This window comes from Pseudoalteromonas sp. SR41-4, assembly GCF_014163985.1.
GTDB classification, from domain to species: domain Bacteria; phylum Pseudomonadota; class Gammaproteobacteria; order Enterobacterales; family Alteromonadaceae; genus Pseudoalteromonas; species Pseudoalteromonas rhizosphaerae.
This window is the reverse complement of record NZ_JACJEI010000023.1, coordinates 1-19,099: the sequence shown is the minus strand read 5'-3', so window position 1 is coordinate 19,099 and position 19,099 is coordinate 1. Positions and strand designations below refer to the sequence as shown.

General features: G+C 40.8%; 16 protein-coding genes. 10 read left to right on the top strand and 6 right to left on the bottom strand.

The features are described from left to right. Positions 1 to 91 precede the first annotated feature (91 nt). Complete coding sequence (locus H5180_RS16555) at positions 92 to 2,122, bottom strand: methyl-accepting chemotaxis protein (protein WP_145238449.1); 2,031 nt, start codon at positions 2,120 to 2,122, stop codon at positions 92 to 94. A 126-nt stretch (positions 2,123 to 2,248) separates the two neighbouring features. On the opposite strand from H5180_RS16555, the gene H5180_RS16550 reads away from it, so the two are divergent. Further along, the gene (locus H5180_RS16550) at positions 2,249 to 3,022 is read left to right on the top strand and encodes an NADP-binding protein (RefSeq protein ID WP_182735061.1); all 774 of its coding nucleotides are present in this window, start codon (positions 2,249 to 2,251) and stop codon (positions 3,020 to 3,022) included. Here H5180_RS16550 and hutH read toward each other — a convergent pair. The 3 genes from hutH to hutC all read right to left on the bottom strand — a co-directional run bounded on the left by hutH (position 3,019) and on the right by hutC (position 7,038). Next, on the bottom strand, positions 3,019 to 4,551 hold the full coding sequence (gene hutH, locus H5180_RS16545; RefSeq protein ID WP_182758648.1) for a histidine ammonia-lyase: 1,533 nt from the start codon (positions 4,549 to 4,551) through the stop codon (positions 3,019 to 3,021). The genes H5180_RS16550 and hutH overlap by 4 nt on opposite strands. 2 nt (positions 4,552 to 4,553) lie before the next feature. Then, on the bottom strand, positions 4,554 to 6,227 hold the full coding sequence (gene hutU, locus H5180_RS16540; protein WP_145238458.1) for a urocanate hydratase: 1,674 nt from the start codon (positions 6,225 to 6,227) through the stop codon (positions 4,554 to 4,556). Positions 6,228 to 6,330: 103 nt separating this feature from the next. Further along, on the bottom strand, positions 6,331 to 7,038 hold the full coding sequence (gene hutC, locus H5180_RS16535; RefSeq protein WP_145238461.1) for a histidine utilization repressor: 708 nt from the start codon (positions 7,036 to 7,038) through the stop codon (positions 6,331 to 6,333). Between the two features lie 109 nt (positions 7,039 to 7,147). On the opposite strand from hutC, the gene hutI reads away from it, so the two are divergent. Both hutI and H5180_RS16525 read left to right on the top strand, forming a co-directional pair. Continuing rightward, positions 7,148 to 8,395: an imidazolonepropionase gene (hutI, locus tag H5180_RS16530; protein ID WP_182731683.1), complete on the top strand. Its 1,248-nt coding sequence runs from the start codon at positions 7,148 to 7,150 to the stop codon at positions 8,393 to 8,395. A 130-nt stretch (positions 8,396 to 8,525) separates the two neighbouring features. Further along, positions 8,526 to 10,181 carry a GGDEF domain-containing phosphodiesterase gene (locus H5180_RS16525; RefSeq protein ID WP_182758670.1) on the top strand — a complete coding sequence of 552 codons (1,656 nt, stop codon included), beginning with the start codon at positions 8,526 to 8,528 and terminating at the stop codon, positions 10,179 to 10,181. A gap of 7 nt (positions 10,182 to 10,188) precedes the next feature. On the opposite strand, the gene H5180_RS16520 is transcribed toward H5180_RS16525, so the two are convergent. Both H5180_RS16520 and rraA read right to left on the bottom strand, forming a co-directional pair. Further along, positions 10,189 to 11,235 (bottom strand): formimidoylglutamase, encoded by a 1,047-nt coding sequence (locus H5180_RS16520; protein WP_182735063.1) that lies wholly within the window; start codon positions 11,233 to 11,235, stop codon positions 10,189 to 10,191. Between the two features lie 3 nt (positions 11,236 to 11,238). Then, complete coding sequence (gene rraA, locus H5180_RS16515; protein ID WP_145238473.1) at positions 11,239 to 11,736, bottom strand: ribonuclease E activity regulator RraA; 498 nt, start codon at positions 11,734 to 11,736, stop codon at positions 11,239 to 11,241. A 218-nt stretch (positions 11,737 to 11,954) separates the two neighbouring features. On the opposite strand from rraA, the gene H5180_RS16510 reads away from it, so the two are divergent. The 7 genes from H5180_RS16510 to H5180_RS16480 all read left to right on the top strand — a co-directional run bounded on the left by H5180_RS16510 (position 11,955) and on the right by H5180_RS16480 (position 18,692). After that, the gene (locus tag H5180_RS16510; RefSeq protein WP_145238476.1) at positions 11,955 to 12,494 is read left to right on the top strand and encodes a phosphatase PAP2 family protein; all 540 of its coding nucleotides are present in this window, start codon (positions 11,955 to 11,957) and stop codon (positions 12,492 to 12,494) included. Further along, positions 12,491 to 13,519: an MJ1255/VC2487 family glycosyltransferase gene (locus tag H5180_RS16505; protein ID WP_182758647.1), complete on the top strand. Its 1,029-nt coding sequence runs from the start codon at positions 12,491 to 12,493 to the stop codon at positions 13,517 to 13,519. The genes H5180_RS16510 and H5180_RS16505 overlap by 4 nt, the downstream gene beginning before the upstream one ends. Before the next feature lie 115 nt (positions 13,520 to 13,634). Continuing rightward, the gene (locus H5180_RS16500; protein ID WP_145238482.1) at positions 13,635 to 15,515 is read left to right on the top strand and encodes a methyl-accepting chemotaxis protein; all 1,881 of its coding nucleotides are present in this window, start codon (positions 13,635 to 13,637) and stop codon (positions 15,513 to 15,515) included. Positions 15,516 to 15,722: 207 nt separating this feature from the next. Further along, positions 15,723 to 16,163 carry a hypothetical protein gene (locus tag H5180_RS16495; RefSeq protein ID WP_182758646.1) on the top strand — a complete coding sequence of 147 codons (441 nt, stop codon included), beginning with the start codon at positions 15,723 to 15,725 and terminating at the stop codon, positions 16,161 to 16,163. A 373-nt stretch (positions 16,164 to 16,536) separates the two neighbouring features. Continuing rightward, positions 16,537 to 16,926 (top strand): hypothetical protein, encoded by a 390-nt coding sequence (locus tag H5180_RS16490; protein ID WP_182735066.1) that lies wholly within the window; start codon positions 16,537 to 16,539, stop codon positions 16,924 to 16,926. Between the two features lie 144 nt (positions 16,927 to 17,070). After that, a complete protein-coding gene (locus tag H5180_RS16485) occupies positions 17,071 to 17,763 on the top strand; it encodes a hypothetical protein (RefSeq protein ID WP_182758645.1) in 693 nt (230 codons plus the stop codon). Positions 17,764 to 18,206: 443 nt separating this feature from the next. Next, complete coding sequence (locus H5180_RS16480; protein WP_182731692.1) at positions 18,207 to 18,692, top strand: hypothetical protein; 486 nt, start codon at positions 18,207 to 18,209, stop codon at positions 18,690 to 18,692. The last annotated feature ends 407 nt before the right edge of the window (positions 18,693 to 19,099 follow it).

Genomic DNA, 19,099 nt, shown 5'->3' with positions numbered 1-19,099 from the left:
ATTTTCGTTAGTATAAAAAGGATGCGTCGAGGGAATATTGATCTACAACAAAAAAGAGTGCCGGAGCACTCTTTTGCTTATCAATATTGGCTTACTTAAGCTTAAACTGATTAACGGTTTTATTTAGTAAGCTGGCAAGCTCGTTAAGGTCCCTGGCTTCATCAGCAAGCTCAAGGGCATGATCTGCAGTGCTGTTCACTAAGTGATTAATTGCCGCTAAACTATTATTTATATCTTCGGCAACCACCGTTTGTTGCTCGGTTGAGGTGGCAATATGATGACTTTGATCTTGTACTTTAGTCACTGAGTCAGCAATGTTTTGCAATGCATCTAGTACTTCTTGAGTTTGTGTAACCGAGCTTTGCGCGCGCTCTTGTCCTTGTTGCATCATAGTTGAAGCTTGCTGTGCAATTTGCTGTAAGCGTGAGATCATGTTGCGAATATCATCAGTTGACTCTTGTGTGCGACTGGCCAACGAGCGAACTTCATCGGCTACGACCGCAAAGCCACGGCCTTGCTCACCAGCACGGGCGGCTTCAATTGCAGCGTTCAGCGCCAGCAAATTGGTTTGCTCTGCAATGGAATTGATCACATCAACTACGGCGCCGATGTTACCACTTTCTTGCTCTAGGCCTGCGACCACTTTAGCAGCTTCGCCAATATGGTCAGCTAAGGCGGTCATCACGCTTTGTGCATTTTGCGAGCGAGTGGCGCCATCTGCGGTGATTTGTTGGACTTCCTCAGCTGCATTGTTGGTGTGTTGTGCATTACGCGAGATCTCCATAACCGTGGTCGCCATTTCGGTTACTGCAGCGCTAACACTATCAACCTGCTGTTTTTCTTGTTGAATTTCGTCATTAGTTTGTTGCGAAACCGATTTTAATTGTGCCGCCGCATCGGTAAGTTGTTCAGCCTGTGCTGCGGTATTAAGCATCATAACGTGCAACTTATCAATAAAGGTATTCATATGATGAGCTAACTGGCCAACTTCATCTTTGCTATCAATAGTAATTTTTTGGGTTAAATCGCCATCCCCAGAAGCAATATCGCGCATGATATGGGTCAAGGTGATGATCGGCTGTGAGATCATTTTTGTAGCCCACAAAATCATTGCCATGATGATTAATAAAATAATAATGACCGAGCTGGTGGTGGTCATGACCGCGTCATTTACTGGCTCATCAATCATAGTGCGTGGCACTAAAATACCCACGTACCAGTTTAGATAAGGATGCTCTAATTGTAAGCGGTTATAAACCACAAAGTACTCTTGTCCTTGTAAGGTTACCTTGGCATCACCAGCGACGTTATTTTTCATTTGCTGGTTGAGCGAACTGAAGCCTTGCGTGTCGCTAAATTGTTTTTCAAGTACTTCTAACCCCTCTTTACCGTTAGGACCTTCATCGGTGATTGAAAGTTTATGGTTGGTACGTTTTGATAAATGCACCACTTTTTGGTCGCCATCGAGTAAAAAGCCAAAACCTTGACCGTTAAAACGAATATCTTCGACCATTTTATTGATTTTATTCAGTTGTAAATCGACGCCACCAAAACCAATTAGTTCGCGTTGCTTATTATAAACAGGCTGTTGCACAACCGCAGAGGCATTACCTGTGGTTAAATCAACTGAAATGGGCCCGACATATAAACGGTTAATTTTTAATGCATCTTGCCACCAACCACGTTTATAAGCGTAATACGGCTGGCCATTATAGTGGGTAGTACGTTCATGCTCTTTAAAATATTCACCGGTTTTGGCGGAAGCAAAAAATGCCGAGAGAATATTTTCATCATTGCCACTAATGCGTATAAAGTCTTGATTTACTTCTTCGTAGCCTGGCGCGCCTTGGAGTGTTTGGTCGCGTTTATCCCATGCGTCAAACCAGTTAACGAGATGAGGATTATTCACAAAAGTTTCTACAACTTTGCCATATTGAGCAAAATAGCTCTGCATTGACAGCTGTTCGCTTTGTAAGTAGCTGTATGCTTCACGTTCAATACTTTGACGAGACAAGGCGGCGATATGGTTCACAAAGTAAGCCGAGGCAATAAGTAACAGCACACTGATAGTGCCACCAATTAATAACAGGATTTTTTTTCGTAATGATAGATTTCGTAACATAAGTGCACACATTCTTATTATTTAGTAGAGTAAGCACTCTTATCTAATCATATCTTTATCTTAATCGCTATTGTGTGCGATGAGAGAAGTGAACAAATTTCTATTTAATTGTAAGGGTGATGTTACGTGGCGGGTAAAAATAAAGACCAATTAATAGTATTGGGCGCAGGTTGGTTGGGTCAGCCATTGTGCTTACAACAGCTCGCAAAAGGTTGGGATGTTCAAGGCACCCATCGCAGCGCAGAGCATCAACATGCTTTTCAGCGCCAGTTAGTATTTGCAGATCAGCAATTAGCTCATCAACTAGATTTACATAATGCGTGGTGGGTGTGTGCTATACCACCACGTAGTCGCCACGCTGATAGCCATTATTTAGCCACGTTAAAATTAGCCATTGAACTGGCAGGCACCATGAATGCAAAAGGCTTTTTGTTGTGTTCATCAACGGCTGTGTATGCTCAAGATAATCTAACCTATACAGAGCAAAGTGAGATTAAAGTAAGCACTGCACGCCAACAGCCATTAATTGATGCTGAGCAACTGGTATTAAATGCGGGTGGAAAAGTACTTAGACTCGGTGGTTTAATTGGGCCAGAGCGAGAGCCTGGGCGTTTTGTGGCAGGCAAAGAACTACAAAGTTCGAGCAACCAAACCGTTAATATGGTGCAGCAACAAGATGTTATTAATGCGATTGTTACTGTGTTGGAGAATTGGCAAGTTGCAGCGTCAATTTACAATGTAGTCAACCCAGCTCATCCAACCAAAGCAGATTACTATCAGCAAAAATGCCAGCAATACGGAACAACCCCCCCTACATTTACGAGTGACGAAAGCGCCGAACGCATCATTGATGGTTCGGCTATTGAATCACTTGGTTTTAACTATCAGTTTGCTATTTAAAACGACGGTAATACGCCTTTAGGTAATAAATTACACAACTCACCTTGCTGTAATAATAAATTAGCTGCTTCGATATCTGGGCCAAAATAACGGTCTTTATCGTAGTAGCTCACTTTTGTGCGCAGTGTTGCTTTAGCTTGTTCAACTTTGGCTGATGCCTGCAATGGCTTTCTAAATTCTAACCCTTGCGCAGATGCCAACCATTCAATTGCCAGTACGCCTTGCGTGTTATCAGCCATTTCTTGCAGACGACGTGCTGCAAAAGTTGCCATAGAAACATGATCTTCTTGGTTAGCTGAAGTTGGTAAGCTATCCACAGAAGCAGGATGCGCCAATGATTTATTTTCAGACGCTAATGCTGCTGCGGTTACTTGTGCAATCATAAAGCCTGAATTAACGCCGCCGTTTTCAACTAAGAAAGGTGGCAACTTTGATAAGTTTGAATCAATGAGTAACGCAATACGACGCTCAGCTAGTGCACCAATTTCGGCAATCGCTAATGCTAAATTGTCGGCTGCCATAGCCACAGGCTCGGCGTGGAAGTTACCTCCCGAAATAATATCGCCTACATCAGCAAATACTAATGGGTTGTCGGTTACACCATTAGATTCACACAACAACACTTCGGCTGCTTGGCGAATTTGCGTTAAACACGCACCAAGTACTTGTGGCTGACAGCGTAGGCAATACGGGTCTTGTACTTTTTCACAATCCACATGAGCTTCGCTGATCTGTGAATGTTCACCGAGCATATCGCGAAACATTGCCGCGGTATCGATTTGACCAAGTTGGCCACGAATTTCATGAATACGTGCATCAAATGGCGAGCGACTTCCCATTGCTGCTTCAATACTAATTGAGCCAATCGCGCAGCTTTGTGCATATAAATCCTCAGCCCGAAATAGCCCTTGAAGCGCAAATGCGGTAGAGGCTTGAGTGCCATTTAACAAAGCCAAGCCTTCTTTAGCAGCCAGTGTTAATGGCTCAAGACCGGCTATTTTAAGACCGTCAGCAGCGCTAATGAGTTTACCTTGATAGCGCATTTCGCCTTCGCCGAGCAGTGGTAAACACATATGTGCAAGTGGCGCTAAATCGCCAGATGCACCTACCGAGCCTTTTTTTGGCACGCATGGATAGACTTGTGCAGCAAGTAACTGCATAAAGAATTCGATCACTTTTAGGCGAATGCCAGAAAAGCCACGTGATAATGAATTAATTTTCAATACCATCATTAATCGTACTGTGCTGTCATCCATATAAGCACCGATGCCCGCAGCATGGGAAAGTACAATGGATCGCTGGAGTAACTCTAATTCATGTTCAGCAATTTTAGTATTGGCGAGTAAGCCAAAACCGGTATTAATGCCATAAACCGTTCTGTGTTGATCAATCACGTCTTGCACGGTTTGTGCACTGGCTGCTATTTTTATCTCGCTATCTTTGGCGAGCGTTAACGTCACTGGTGATAAATTAATTTGGCGCAGTGTTGCTAAATCGAGCTTTCCAGGTGTTAGGGTGAGTTTAAACATGATTATTCCTTATTTAACATTGGCAGGTCGAGGCCTTGCTCGGTCGCACAATTAATTGCAATATCGTAACCTGCATCCGCGTGGCGCATAACGCCCGTTGCAGGATCATTCCATAATACGCGGCCAACCCGCGCAGCTGCTTCGTCGGTGCCATCAGCAACAATGACTACGCCAGAATGTTGGCTAAAGCCCATACCTACACCACCACCATGATGAAGTGACACCCATGTTGCACCTCCTGCGGTATTCAGTAATGCATTAAGTAATGGCCAATCTGATACTGCATCTGAGCCGTCTTTCATTGCTTCGGTTTCACGGTTTGGACTCGCAACTGAGCCTGAGTCTAAATGGTCACGGCCGATCACAATCGGTGCTTTAAGCTCACCATTTTTGACCATCTCATTAAACGCCAGCGCTAAACGAGCGCGGTCTTTTAAGCCAACCCAGCAAATACGAGCAGGTAAGCCCTGGAATTGAATACGTTCACGAGCCATATCAAGCCAGTTATGTAAGTGTTTGTCGTCAGGAATAAGCTCTTTCACTTTTGCGTCGGTTTTATAAATATCTTCAGGATCGCCTGATAATGCCACCCAACGGAATGGACCAATTCCTTCGCAAAATAATGGACGAATATAAGCTGGCACAAAACCTGGGAAATCAAAGGCATTTGTTACGCCTTCGTCAAATGCCATTTGACGAATGTTATTGCCGTAGTCAGTTGTTGCAGCACCAGCTTGTTGTAGTGCTAACATTGCGTTGACTTGCACAGCCATCGATTGCTTAGCTGCTTTGACAACCGCTTGTGGATCTTGTTCACGCATTTTAGCCGCGTGTTGCATGCTCCAACCTTGCGGTAAATAGCCATTCAACGGGTCGTGAGCAGAGGTTTGATCGGTCACTACATCGGGAGTAATAGCTCGGTTAACAAGCTCACTAAATACATCAGCGGCATTACCAAGTAAGCCGACTGACAGCGCTTCGCCTTTGCCACACGCCTCGTTGATAAGCTCCAGTGCATGATCTAAATCGGTTGCTTTAACATCCACATAGCGGGTTTTGATCCGAAAATCGATACGCGTTTCATCGCATTCAACTACGAGTGCGCTAAATCCCGCCATGGTTGCCGCAAGTGGCTGCGCGCCGCCCATACCGCCTAAGCCACCGGTTAGCACCCACTTTCCAGCAGCGTCACCATTAAAATGTTGTTTTGCCATCGCTACAAAGGTTTCGTAGGTACCTTGTACTATGCCTTGTGATCCAATGTAGATCCATGATCCCGCAGTCATTTGGCCATACATCATCAAACCAAGTTTATCGAGCTCGTTAAAATGCTCCCAATTAGCCCAGTGAGGTACTAAGTTTGAGTTGGCAATTAATACTCGCGGTGCATTACTGTGAGTTTTAAATACCCCAACAGGTTTGCCTGATTGTACGAGTAGCGTTTCGTCGTCTTCGAGTCTGTCGAGAGTTTCGATGATTTTATCAAAGCAAGGCCAATCACGCGCTGCACGACCAATCCCACCGTACACAACTAAAGCATGTGGATGTTCGGCTACTTCAGGATCTAAATTATTCATTAACATGCGCTTAGCTGCTTCGGTGAGCCAGCTCTTAGCGCTGATTTTATCGCCGTGTGGGGCGCGGATAACGCGAGATTCATCAAGTCTGTTGTTCATAGATTACTCCTGTTGTATATACAAGCTTATTGGTTTCAAAAAATACGCTGTGAAGCGCATCATTTTTGATTTTTATATTCTTTCTAATGTTATTTTTTACATATTACTTTTTAAAAGTTAAATGTCCGCCTAAGCGATACTTACTACCCGGTGATACTAAACGGGCAAAACTAACAATCCCAGATGATGACCAAGTACGCCTAATCACCTGTAAGCATGGCTCTTCATGGTATAAATTAAGCCATTGGCACATTTCGCTGTTAGGCATTATTGCTTCTACCGTATGGCGCGCTTCCGTTAATGGTGCGACGCTCGATAAATATTCGTGCGGAGTTAACGCAGTAAAATCTTGTTGAAGGTAGCTTGTTGCTAGTGCAGGGTTAACAAAGCGCTCCTCAACTTGCAGTGGCTGTTCGTTTTCGTTATGCACTAATACACTGCGATACACCACGCTATCTACTTCAACACCCAGTGCAATCGCAATTGGCGCAACGGCGCTGATAGATTCAAGCACTAATACTGTACAGCTATAATTGCCGTTACGGGCCTTGACTTCATCTGCTATATTTTTGATTTCAAGCAATGATGATTGCGATTTAAAACTGGCAACGAACGTGCCTAAACCTTGACTACGAGTCAGTATACCCGCTTCGGTGAGCTCGCTTAATGCTCGGCGCGCAGTCATTCGACTAACACTAAATTGTTCTGCTAATTCATTTTCAGAAGCCACACGTTGGTTTTCAAGCCATGCGCCGCTGCGGATATTATCAACAATAAATTGCTTTATTTGTGCGAACTTAGGTGTCGTCATTTGAATTATTATGGTCTTTTAAATTTGTTATTAACTATAAGATGGCATATTTACCTTGTATATACAAGATGACTTGTTAGACTGATAAAAAATAATTTTCGGAGTTAATATGACAACAATCACTGCAAATGATCCGGCTAATGACTGGGATTTATTGATCACAGATGCCAATATCGCAACTATGGATTGCAGTATTGCAGCCCCTTATGGCGCCATCGAAAATGCAGCATTGGCTATCCGCAAAGGTGTCATTGTGTGGTTGGGTAAACAAGCCGATTTACCTAAATTCGACGTATTAGCAACGCCGATGCTTTCAGCAAAAGGGCAGTGGCTAACACCTGGTTTAATTGATTGTCATACCCACTTAGTGTTTGCCGGCTCAAGAGCTGAAGAGTTTGAACAGCGTTTACAAGGTGTTAGTTACGAGCAAATAGCAGCGCAAGGTGGGGGGATCGCTAGTACGGTAGCAGCAACACGAGCTGCGGATCATGAGGCTTTATTTGTGCTCGCGAAGGATCGTCTCAATGCCCTCTATGCCGAGGGAGTGAGTACCGTTGAGATCAAATCTGGTTACGGACTTGATTGCGAAAATGAAGTTAAAATCCTCGAAGTGGCACGTTTGTTAGGTGAAAATCACCCGATTGATGTAAAAACGACATTTTTGGGGGCGCATGCCCTACCTTTGGAATATAAAGGTCGCAGTGATGAGTATATCGATCTGGTTTGTAATGAGATGCTTGAGCAAGTGGTTACTGCAAATTTAGCCGATGCTGTCGATGTGTTTTGCGAAAATGTTGGTTTTAGTAATGAGCAAACTCGCCGAGTTTTTAATGCCGCAAAAAAACATAATTTGCCAGTGAAATGTCATGCTGAACAGCTTTCAAATCAGCAAGGAGCACAATTAGTCGCTGAATTTAATGGGTTATCTGCTGATCATATTGAACATTTAGATGAAGCTGGAGTAAAGGCCATGGCTGCAGCAGGCACTGTGGCGGTATTATTACCCGGGGCATTTTATTTTTTACGCGAAACCAAACAGCCGCCAATTGAGCTATTAAAGCAGTATCAAGTACCAATAGCGATTTCGACAGACTTTAATCCAGGTACATCACCCTTGTGTTCTTTGCAATTAATGATGAATATGGGGTGTACTTTATTTCGCTTAACTCCTGAAGAAACTCTCGCCGGAGTTACGCGTAATGCCGCAAAAGCATTGGGTTTAACTGATCGCGGAGTGTTAAAAGTCGGCATGCGTGCCGATATAGCTCATTGGCAAATATCCCACCCAGCACAATTAAGTTATCAATTTGGCGTGAATAAACTGTTAAATCTGTGGATTTTGGGTAGACTAAATTAGTCTGTTGTAATGTTGTACTCAAAAAATGATTTTAATTGCGCTATTAACAAATACGGGACTTGAATATTCTGCAGGGAGCGCTTTTTTAAACAATATATTGACGCCTACTTTTTTAGCCGGCGCTATTTTTATGGCGATGATCTGTGCCTTGTGCGTGGTTAAAAAGCCATTACTGCGCTTTAGCTATCTCAGCAATGGGGTACTTGGGTTGGCAGTATTAAGCGGCGGCTTTAACTTTTTGGAGTTACTATTTGCACTGAGTATTGGTTTGCATTTATGGCTGGCATTTTCGCAAAATAAGTGGACTATGCTCACTTTGAGCTGTTGCTCAGCACTCGTATTTACGGTGTGCTTAGCGGCTCATTTACTACTTGAGTTACCTCTTTATTTAATTGTACTGGCGAGCATTGTACTGGCGATGTCTGGCTATTTTGATGATGAAGAACTTGTTGCTGAGGCTGATGACGCAGCGCATATAAATCACTTTATGGAGCCTGCGCCGTTATTAAATCTTCCCGATATTAAGCAGTTACGCCAAGGCTATTACGACTGGCGTAAAAACAATCAACAACGAGCTGCGTTGGTGGTTATCCGGTTGGAGGGGTTTGCTCAGGTTAATCAGCATATTGGCCGAGACTTTGGGGATTTACTATTAGCGCAGTCTGCAAACCGTATTAAGCAGCTACTGCTTATTGAAGAAGTGATTAATTTAGCTGGGGAACAAAAATTAGCTCACCTTGGTGGCCTAAATTTTGCGTTTATATGTAATTTAGCGCAGCAAAAACATCTACATGAGCAATTAATCAATCAAATACTAGGGGCCACCTTGAAGCCGTTTAATGTGGCTAATTGCACTATTAAAGTCAATGCACGGGCCAGTTTCGTTGATTGCGATGAACAAGAAAATAGCTTTGATAATTTAATTTCGTTTGCTTACCTCGCTTTAGATAGCCAGCCAAAACAACAAGTGGTGGTGTACCATCAACAAATGAGAATAGAGCAATTAGAACAGCAAGCGCGTTTGAAAGAATTAGCAAATATCGATTTTTCTAGCGAACTTGAATTGTATTTCCAACCCATCATTTGCAATCACGATGAAAAAATTGAATTTTTAGAGTTGTTACTGCGTTGGCAACATCCCAGACAAGGGATTTTATCGGCTAATCGATTTATTGATGATATACGTGTTGCAGGGCTTGCTTATCCATTAGCCACATTTGTTATTGAACGCGCCGCAGAGCTTGCAATGGCACTGCGCATGGAAGGCATAACGATGCCTTTGAGTATAAATTTATTTGGCTCTGAAATGCTAAATGAAGAATTTATCGAATTCCTTGATCACATTTTTATCGAACATCAACTACAAGCTGGCGATTTAATTGTCGAGTGTCCACTTAATCTGTTTATGAGTTTAGATGAGCAAGGTAAAGCAATGGTCGCACGCATCAATAGCATTGGTATTAAAGTCTGTGTGGATGGCCTTGGTGATAGCCCTATTTGGCTTGCTAAGTTACCAAATTTAGCCGTTGCATATGTAAAAATAGCGCCTTCATTAACTGCTGATTTCAGTCATCAAAGCCATGTTCGTAGTTTGATAAGTGGTATGGTTGATATGCATAACCAACAAAATGCGAAGGTAATTTGCGAAGGGGTAGAAACACTGGAGCAGCTTAATTTTGTAAAAAGTTTAAACGCCTATGCCGCGCAGGGTTATTACTATAGTCATCCACTTAGCAGTGTTGGCATGATCTCTTGGTTAAAACAATGGCAAATAGAGCATCCGTAATCGTTTTTTAGTTTGCTTTGGCTTGTAAATAAGCATTCACGAGAGCTGTGATTATTTGCCCTGCATCGCTCATTCCGGCCTGTATACCACTAGGATGTTGGTTGGGGGCTGCTTCACATAAATGCAAGTATTGGCTGTTTACTTGACTGGCAGCTAAATGCACAAAGTGTTCGGCATCGCTAACACTAAAACCACAATTGGTATACGCACTGACGGGCATTAATGAAATGCTATCAAGATCCACTTCAACCCCAAGTGGTGCATCAATTAGATTATATAGTGCCTGCTGGCATGCTTCAGTTAAGGTTTTTTCGCGCCTAACTTGCAGCGCTTGGTAGCTATCATAACTAAATTGGGCAGCAGCTAAAGCATCAATAATTGCTTGATTGTTTTTCAGCTCGTGCATGCCAATAACATGATAATTATTTAAGTGTTGCTCGTTATATGCATAGCGAAAACCATTACCACTATGGCGGCCTTCACAGTCACGGAAATCGGCATGAGGGTCAAAGTTGATCGCGTTTATTGGGCGCTGTTTATGCTTGCTTAATGCGCGAATAATACCAAGGCAGTTATTATGGCCACCGCCAATAACGATTGGCTCTAACCCTGCAGTAAAAATTAAGCTCAGCACTTGCTCAACACGTTGATCAAGTTGGGCGCATAACTGGCGTAATTGTGTTAGTTGCTGAGGATTTTGGTTTGATAAATCGCGCGCCGCAAGAGTCAAATCGCTGATCGCGACTTCGCCTAATAACAAAACTTTTTCGTTCGCTAAAAATTGGTTATCAGGTTGATTTAAAAAGCGTTTAAGAAATGCTTGCCAGCCATCTTCGGCACCACCATTGCCTAAGTTGGCGCGTGGCCCGATATCTTCGCAAATACCTAGTAATACATACTTAATACCAAATTGCGCGGCATCGTGCATGGCTTGTAAAGGATCAACACCAGTGTCAAGTAGGGCTATTGACTGCCATGCTTTTCTTTCATTAGCGCGACTGCTACACCAAGGTTTTACAGTCGCTTCATCATAGATATGTAGGTGGTTTGACACTCGTTATTCTTCTACGATTTCCAGTTCAAGTTCTTCACCAGATAATACAATACCGGTGCTATCTGCATAGATAAAGTCGTCATCAAAAAATGATACACCAGCGAAGTTAACGCCAATGCCGTCTTCACCAGCCCCGGTGCTGTCTGCTGCAACAGGGATTGAAGCAATTGCTTGAATACCTAAATCAAGCTCTTCAAGTTCATCAACATGACGTACTGCACCGTATACCACAATGCCTTGCCAGTTATTTTCTACAGCTAGTTCAGCAAGCTCGATGTCGATTAATGCGCGACGAGTTGAACCACCCCCATCAATTAATAATACACATTCTTCGCCGTCTTGAGAGAGTATGTCGCGGATCAGTTCATTATTTTCAAAACATTTGACGGTTTTAATACGGCCACTAAAATTGTGGCGACCACCAAAGTTAATAAACATAGGTTCGAGCACATCGACCACATCGGCAAAGTGATCGCATAAATCTGAAGTGCTGTAATCCATTTTTCTATCCTTTCTAAAGATACGTGAGCTGATGTTCAGTATACCTTTCTTAAATGCAATAACAACGACTTAATAACAGTAAATTGCGCTCTTTTTAAACAATTATTGCGCTAAAACAGGAAAAGCAATATTAGTGTCTTAAAAGCGTCACTCAATTGTTATTTTCACCGCCTAAGCTGAATTTGTGTACAGAGTTTGCACAATTAAAGGAGCAAGTAATGAGTGAGAACAACATGCTAAAAAAAGTTGTCCAACTGGACCAAAGTTTGTTTTTGATGCTATTTAATGGCAATGCCCCAAAATGGTTAAAAAATTCAGCTTTAGGTTTCTCAAAAACAGGCAATGGAGGGCTTTATGTATTAATCGCTGTTGGTTTTGGCTGGCTTAGCAGTGAAGCTGAATTACGGCTTATGGCGATGACTCTATTGCTGGGCTTTTTAATTGAGCGACCCATTTATTACGTGGCTAAAAATAGTTTTGCCAGAATTCGGCCATGTGATTGTTTAGTAAAAGGCGCTTACATTACGCCCAGTGATAAATTTAGTTTACCGTCAGGGCACAGTGCTGGCGCATTTTTAGTGGCCGTTATCTTAGCGCAGTATTTCCCGCAATTCGCAGAGTTATGTTTTTTGTGGGCAACTGGGGTCGCAGCATCGCGGGTGTTACTTGGGGTACATTTTCCTGTTGATGTAGTGCTTGGTGCATTGATGGGGGGAAGCTGTGGTTTATTGGCAATCTTGATAGTGGCTACCTTATGAAAATACTTTATGGCATTCAAGGAACTGGTAATGGTCATATAACCCGAGCACGGGGGATGGCGAATGCGTTTAAGCAAATGGGGATTGCTGTAGATTATGTGTTTTCAGGGCGAGCCCAGCAGAATTACTTTGATATGGACGAGTTTACTAATTATCGCAGCTTTCGGGGGTTATCTTTTACTACTCAAAATGGTCAAGTCAATAGTTACCAAACAGTGAAAAATAGCCGTATATGTAGATTACTAAAAGACATTAAACAGTTAGATGTATCGGGTTATGATTTTGTGTTTAATGACTTTGAACCGATCAGCGCATGGGCAGCAAAACGCCAAGCAGTGCCAGTCATAGGCATGAGTCATCAAGCTGCATTTTTATCACCCAAAGTACCAATGTTTGGGCATAGTTTGCTGCGCCGCTCATTCATAAAATATTATGCTCCTGCTGATACCTACTTAGGCGTGCATTGGCAACCATTTGCGCAAAATATCATTCCTCCTTTTATTGCTCATCATCAGCACGATAATCCAGTCAATGTTGACAATAAAGTATTGGTATATTTACCTTTTGAAGAACTGCGAAGTGTGATTGATTACTTACAAGAGTTTCCTGAAAAAGAATTCTATTGTTACCACCCGCAAGCACAAAATAGTTCAACCGCGAATATTCATCTACGAGCCCCTTCACGTGGTGGCTTTTTAAATGATTTAGCTAATGCCAGTGGTGTGATCGCAAATGCGGGTTTTGAGCTCTCTAGCGAAGCACTAAAATTAGGTAAAAAACTGTTATTGAAACCATTGTCAGGGCAGTTTGAACAAGACGCCAATGCACAAACATTATTAGCAATGAAAGCCGCGCACGTAATGAATTATTTAAACCCCAATGCGTTGGATGATTGGCTCAATAGTACCTCACAAAAACAGATTAATTTTCCAAGTGATCCACAGCCATTAGTTGAGTGGTTAGCTGCAAGACAGTGGCATAACACACAGGAATTACATCAAAATTTGTGGTCTTCGGTAGGCTAAATTTAAAATCAACTGATTTTTTAAAACACTGTAGAAAAAACAATAATAATGTAAGCCAATTGTTAGTTATTTAACTATACTATCTTGCAGTGATTTATTTTATAGGCTGTTGTTAATGAGTTTACTCCAAAATTTGACTATTAAACGTCGTTTACAAGTCAATGCATTAGTTGTTGGTCTCGCTATGGTCGTTATGTTGTGCGTCATTATTTATGAGGCACGCATTATGCTAAAACTAAATGAAACGATTCAGTATGCTGAAAAACTCGATATACATGAACTGTCAATGCGCAAGTACGAAAAAGACTTTTTGTTTTATAAACAAGAAAGCAGCTTAGAGTTATTCGATCAAGAATATGAACAGTTGCAGATTAAAATTAAAAAATTGGCTCAATTATCAGCCGAGCTTGATATTGCCACTGTGCAAGTAGAGCAATTTGCAGTACTTGCTAAGCAGTATAATGATGATTTTCAAAAGGTTGTGCAATTACAGAAGAAAATAGGCTTACACCCCAAAGATGCGCTTTATGGCGAACTGCGAGACGCAGTACATAAAATGGAAACGTTGTTAGACAAACAAGATAACTATCATTTACTCACTTTGATGTTACAGCTTAGACGCTCTGAAAAAGATTTTATGCTGCGTTTTGACCTAAAATATTTAACTCGTTTTGAAGACGGTGTATCGGAGCTTGAGCGCCAAATTCGCAACGAAAACTTAGCTTCAAGTGACCAGTCAGAGCTGTTACGTTTACTTGCTATTTATAAAAGTAAGTTTAAATCGTTAGTTGATGAGCAAGTTGCATTAGGTCTGGATTTAGGTTCAGGTGCACTTGGTAAAATGAGAGACAGCGTTAAACAAAGTGATGATTTAGTTACTTTAATTACAACTGCAACTAAGCAACAAGTTGAGTCTACTGCTGCAAAAACGCAAATGCTCGCAATAATAATTTTTATTGTTGCCAGCTTGCTGGTGATGATCTTGGTGTACTTTACAAGTCGTTCGATTATCGTCCCAATTGAACGGGTGTATCACACCATCAATGAAATTCGTCGAAATAATAATTTAAGACTTGTTATAGAACACAGTGGTAAAGATGAAGTAACCACCATGACAATTGATTTTAATAGTCTTATAAGTGACTTCAAAAAACTCATTTACGAAGTAAATACAGCTTTAACGACTTTAAATATTGCTACCGATCACTTATCGGAGAGCACCGCAGCAACGAGCTCGGGTATGCAAGAGCAGTTGCATGAAGCTGATATGGTTGCAACCGCCGCGACGGAAATGCAAGCCACCATTCAAGACATTTCTCATAATACCGAGGCCGCAGCCAAAAAAGCAGAATCAACTAATCAAAGTGCTCAACAGGGGCGCAAAGAAGTTGAAGCAACGGTTAAGCAGATCAATCAATTATCCGATTCACTGGGTAATGCCTCTACCGTAGTATCACAGCTTGAAAAAGACGGTGAAACTATTGGCTCAGTATTGGATGTTATTCGTGGTATCGCTGAACAAACTAATTTACTAGCACTCAATGCCGCAATCGAAGCTGCGCGCGCCGGAGAGCAAGGCCGAGGCTTTGCTGTTGTTGCTGATGAAGTGCGTTCACTTGCACAGCGTACTCAAGAGTCAACCAAAGAGATTGAGAGTATTATCTCGATTTTACAAGGGCGTACTCAAGAAGTCGTAAGCATAATGCAACGATGCCGAACACAAGGCGGCGAAAGCGCAGCACAAGCAACAAAGGCGGGTGAACTACTGAACTCTATTACCGAAGATGTGCAAACTATTATGGAAATGAGCACGCATATTGCCACCGCAATTGACGAGCAAAGCCAAGTTGCTTCTGAGGTGAATAAAAACGTCGTGCGTATTCGTGATATCGCCGAAGATGCCTCAGCTCATTCATCAAGAAATGCACAAACTAGCGAAGAGGTATCAGAGCAAGCAAGAGTGCTTTACGCCGCGATAGATAAGTTTAAGGTTTAAAAACAGAAGCTAGGTTCTAGGGTTTAGGCTCTAGGAGTTAGCTGAGCTTTAAGCGCTAAGCCATAAGTTTTAAGCAGCCCTGAGTTGTTTGAAAGTTATGGCTTTTTTGTTTTCACACTTTTTTATTTTTATTTTTATTTTTATTTTTAGGTTAAAGGTTACTCTCAGTTTTATTTCTCGACGATAAACCAGTTAATTGGAGCCTCTTTGCTAAAGTGTAATCAGTGTGCGGCTAAAAAAGATTTCAAAATACATTTTTGGATGTCAAAAATAGACATGGTTGGGTTTATCTTTCTCAGCCTTTGTTTATCTATACCCATTGGGATTGTGGCTTTCTTAGCTGAGGAGTCGCAAAGTTTTGCTCGCTTTATTGCTTTTGCCGTTCTAATTTTTGCCGCAATTAAAAAACACGAAAAAGTGGTTGCACTTTTAATCGTTGAGTTTGTTATTGACTGGGCTCTTGATAAGGCTGGAATGTATGAGTTTAACTTAATGGTTGCAACAGCATTTATCCTCACATTCATAAAAATTGGCAGTAAGGTTTATGGATTCTTTTTTCAATGTGTGAATTATAAGTTTGATTTAGACATCTTTTGTCCAAAGTGTAATAAAACATATAAAAAAGTTAGGCTACCAGAGAGCAAGTGATAGCTAACTTAAAGTAAATAGGCAAGGGCGATATCAATCTTTTTACTCTAAAGTGCAGTGCTTTAAATAATAGAAAAGTTATGATTATTTGTAGTGGCTCATATCTTATCTTACAGTTTCGATAAATAGACTTGGACTTCACCTAACTGGCATTTATGAGCAAAAGCGGTCGCTGGTAAAAGTTAAACTTAGTCCTGTTTTGATGAGTAGGATCCTAATTTTGTCTGATAACATTATTAACCGCCGTTTTGATGCAAAATAACAAGCTTTGAATTTTAGCTATTTTAATTACTTGTTTACAAAGGTAATTATTGGTGGAATTATAAGAGTATATAATATAAACCGTTTTGGTGTGTTATAAGCACGGATGGATATGAGAGCACTTTATTTACTTTTATTTTTAGTTTCTATCAATGTAAGTGCTGATGCTTACTTTCCCAGCTGCTTTGAGTCCTCTACTTTTGAGAGGAATGGTAAAAAGCTATTTATTACACCAGATGATTTGTTAAACCGTCCTAATTGGGGCTTAGGTGATGGCGAACCACCAATATCAATTGGTAGTGCAACAGAAAAAGTTATGTCATTTCTTCGTGATAAATACAGTGTTGAAGAAGTGATTTTTGCATTTGTTCACCTAAAGAGCCAAGTTTGTTCAATAGACCAGGAAATGCAAATAGTTTGGTTTTACGTTTTCGCTGCTGACTCACCAATTAGTCTTGTTGGTATCTCAATGACTGGACGATTGATTGAGGCCGTAGAATGACATTTTGGAAATATGCTTCTAACAAACCAAGTCATCGGAAAATCACTCACTGGCTGCGCTAAAACGTTCGTGTGTTTTCCGCTGCTTGTGGCATTATATTTCATGAGAATTTTGCTTTCATCTATGCTATCAAAGGGGTTATATATGGATCTTGAAAAACAAATCAAAGTATTTAAAGATTTAGGCTACGAATTCGCAGAAGGTGTAACTAAAGAGCTAATTCTTCGTGATGTATATGAAATGACATGGGAAGAAGAAACGGAAAAACATATTGAAGAGAACCCTTTTTCAATTTTATATTATTTTTATGGATGGAGAGATTCTGCTGTAAAAGGACGCAATTATACAGATGATTGTATTTGGTACGATTTAGAGTTCTTTGATTCTAGATCTGAATATAAATGGTTTATGGAAAGAATGGGAGTTATTACCCATGGTGATATGATTTTTTCAGATATAACAATAGATACAGATTCAGATGATTGGGAATGGATTGATTTTAAAGTTAACGGTATACCTAAGCGATGGAAATTGGAGAAAACGGGCATAATACCAGATCATTTTGTAGAACGTTTTTCATCTTTAAATAAAGAATTAGGTTTTTCGCGACAGTTTACCTATTACGATAATGGCGGGCAACAATGGGTCATTGATTATGCTAACAAATCAGAACAAAAAGAATTTAATGAAAAAACAGGTTTAAATAGAGAGTGGCTAGGTGAAGGAAATCATTTTAAAGCTCTTCCAGAAAGCCATGATGAAGTACCATCTAAAACTCTACAGCAAAAATTTGTGAGTATATATTCAAAGTTAGCTAGTAGATTTCAAAGTCAATAACAAAAGAAATATAACACTTATGAGCCTTAACTCTGTCAATAGGCACTAGTGTTCTTTTTGACCGTCAATTCTAAATCAATAAATAAATTTGTTTACTTCGTCTGACGATGTGGCAGTTAAGCCAGTAGCTTACGGCAAACACATATAAGGAGCGCTGCAATATCCTTACGTTATTGTCACTGCATTTGCTTGTTTTCCTCTAAAGCGTAGCGTCTCTAACCTCTTTGTGAATAATTCAATTAAAGATCTTTTGCACAAAGAGAAGGGAATGAGCAGTAAATGAGGGTAACGTAGCGCTTAGTATTGGCATGCTTAAATAACTGATAATCTAACATGAATATTACTAAGCGATTGAATCAAAATAGCAACTCCGCTATGGTTAAACCATCAATAACAATAAAAACGAGTTATTCTACAGGCTCGTGAGCTGTACTAGGTAAATTTTGAGTCCTTATTTTGAAATTAATATAGATCCCAGCGTGGATTACTTTTTGTGGGTGTTCCCCGCTTTATTGTTGTTTACTATTTTGATCAGGTTTTCGGCTGTTTCTGACCTTGCAACGAGTTTAGTAAATATTTCTCGCAATTGGCTTTTAACAATTACCGGGTTCATTTTTTTCATAGGGTTGTTTGTAACATCCTCAGAGTTGAAACAAGACAGCGAGATTAAAAAACAGATCGATGCGGGAGATTTTTCAGTTGTATCAGGCTGCATTCAAAACTATAGGTTAGATAAAGTTAAGAGGCAAACAGCCACATTCGAAGTTGAGGGGGTTGAGTTTTCATTTAATAGTTACACAAAAACCCCTTTTTTCTATGAAAAAGAGTTACCTGGTAAAGTTGTAAAAAATGGTAGTTGCTTAGAAGTTAGCTACTTATCAATAACCAAAGAAAACAAAATCATAAAAATCGTAAAGCTAACAAAGTAATTAAAAAAGGACAGATAACAGTTGGTTCTTGCTCCGTCTCACTTATTTTAACCAACTGATGCTTGTCTGTTTTTAGTCGTTAACCACTTGATATAAAAGTACAAACTCTGCTATCAAATTTTCTTGAGACTTATTAATATGACAGAACAAGTTAAAGCTTATTCAGACCATTTTAGGACTCAAAAAACCTAGAACCTAGTTACCTAGCGAGTTCTCGTTACGCTTCGCTGTAATCAACCAGAATCACCAGTTACCTAGCGCTTTCTCATTACGCTTCACTACACTCAACCACAATCACATAGTGAGCTTTAACGCCGAGCTGCGCTAACTTTCACCTTGAACCTTTTAACTCGCTAACTATACTCTCGCAAACTCGCAAACTCGCAAACTCGCAAACTCGCAAACTC

Coding starts and splice junctions, on each gene's coding strand:
- H5180_RS16490 (WP_182735066.1), top strand. CDS start 16,537: ATGAGAGCACTTTATTTACTTTTATTTTTAGTTTCTATCAATGTAAGT.
- H5180_RS16555 (WP_145238449.1), bottom strand. CDS start 2,122: ATGTTACGAAATCTATCATTACGAAAAAAAATCCTGTTATTAATTGGT.
- hutC (WP_145238461.1), bottom strand. CDS start 7,038: ATGACGACACCTAAGTTCGCACAAATAAAGCAATTTATTGTTGATAAT.
- hutH (WP_182758648.1), bottom strand. CDS start 4,551: ATGTTTAAACTCACCCTAACACCTGGAAAGCTCGATTTAGCAACACTG.
- H5180_RS16500 (WP_145238482.1), top strand. CDS start 13,635: ATGAGTTTACTCCAAAATTTGACTATTAAACGTCGTTTACAAGTCAAT.
- hutU (WP_145238458.1), bottom strand. CDS start 6,227: ATGAACAACAGACTTGATGAATCTCGCGTTATCCGCGCCCCACACGGC.
- H5180_RS16525 (WP_182758670.1), top strand. CDS start 8,526: ATGGCGATGATCTGTGCCTTGTGCGTGGTTAAAAAGCCATTACTGCGC.
- H5180_RS16510 (WP_145238476.1), top strand. CDS start 11,955: ATGAGTGAGAACAACATGCTAAAAAAAGTTGTCCAACTGGACCAAAGT.
- rraA (WP_145238473.1), bottom strand. CDS start 11,736: ATGGATTACAGCACTTCAGATTTATGCGATCACTTTGCCGATGTGGTC.
- hutI (WP_182731683.1), top strand. CDS start 7,148: ATGACAACAATCACTGCAAATGATCCGGCTAATGACTGGGATTTATTG.
- H5180_RS16505 (WP_182758647.1), top strand. CDS start 12,491: ATGAAAATACTTTATGGCATTCAAGGAACTGGTAATGGTCATATAACC.
- H5180_RS16485 (WP_182758645.1), top strand. CDS start 17,071: ATGGATCTTGAAAAACAAATCAAAGTATTTAAAGATTTAGGCTACGAA.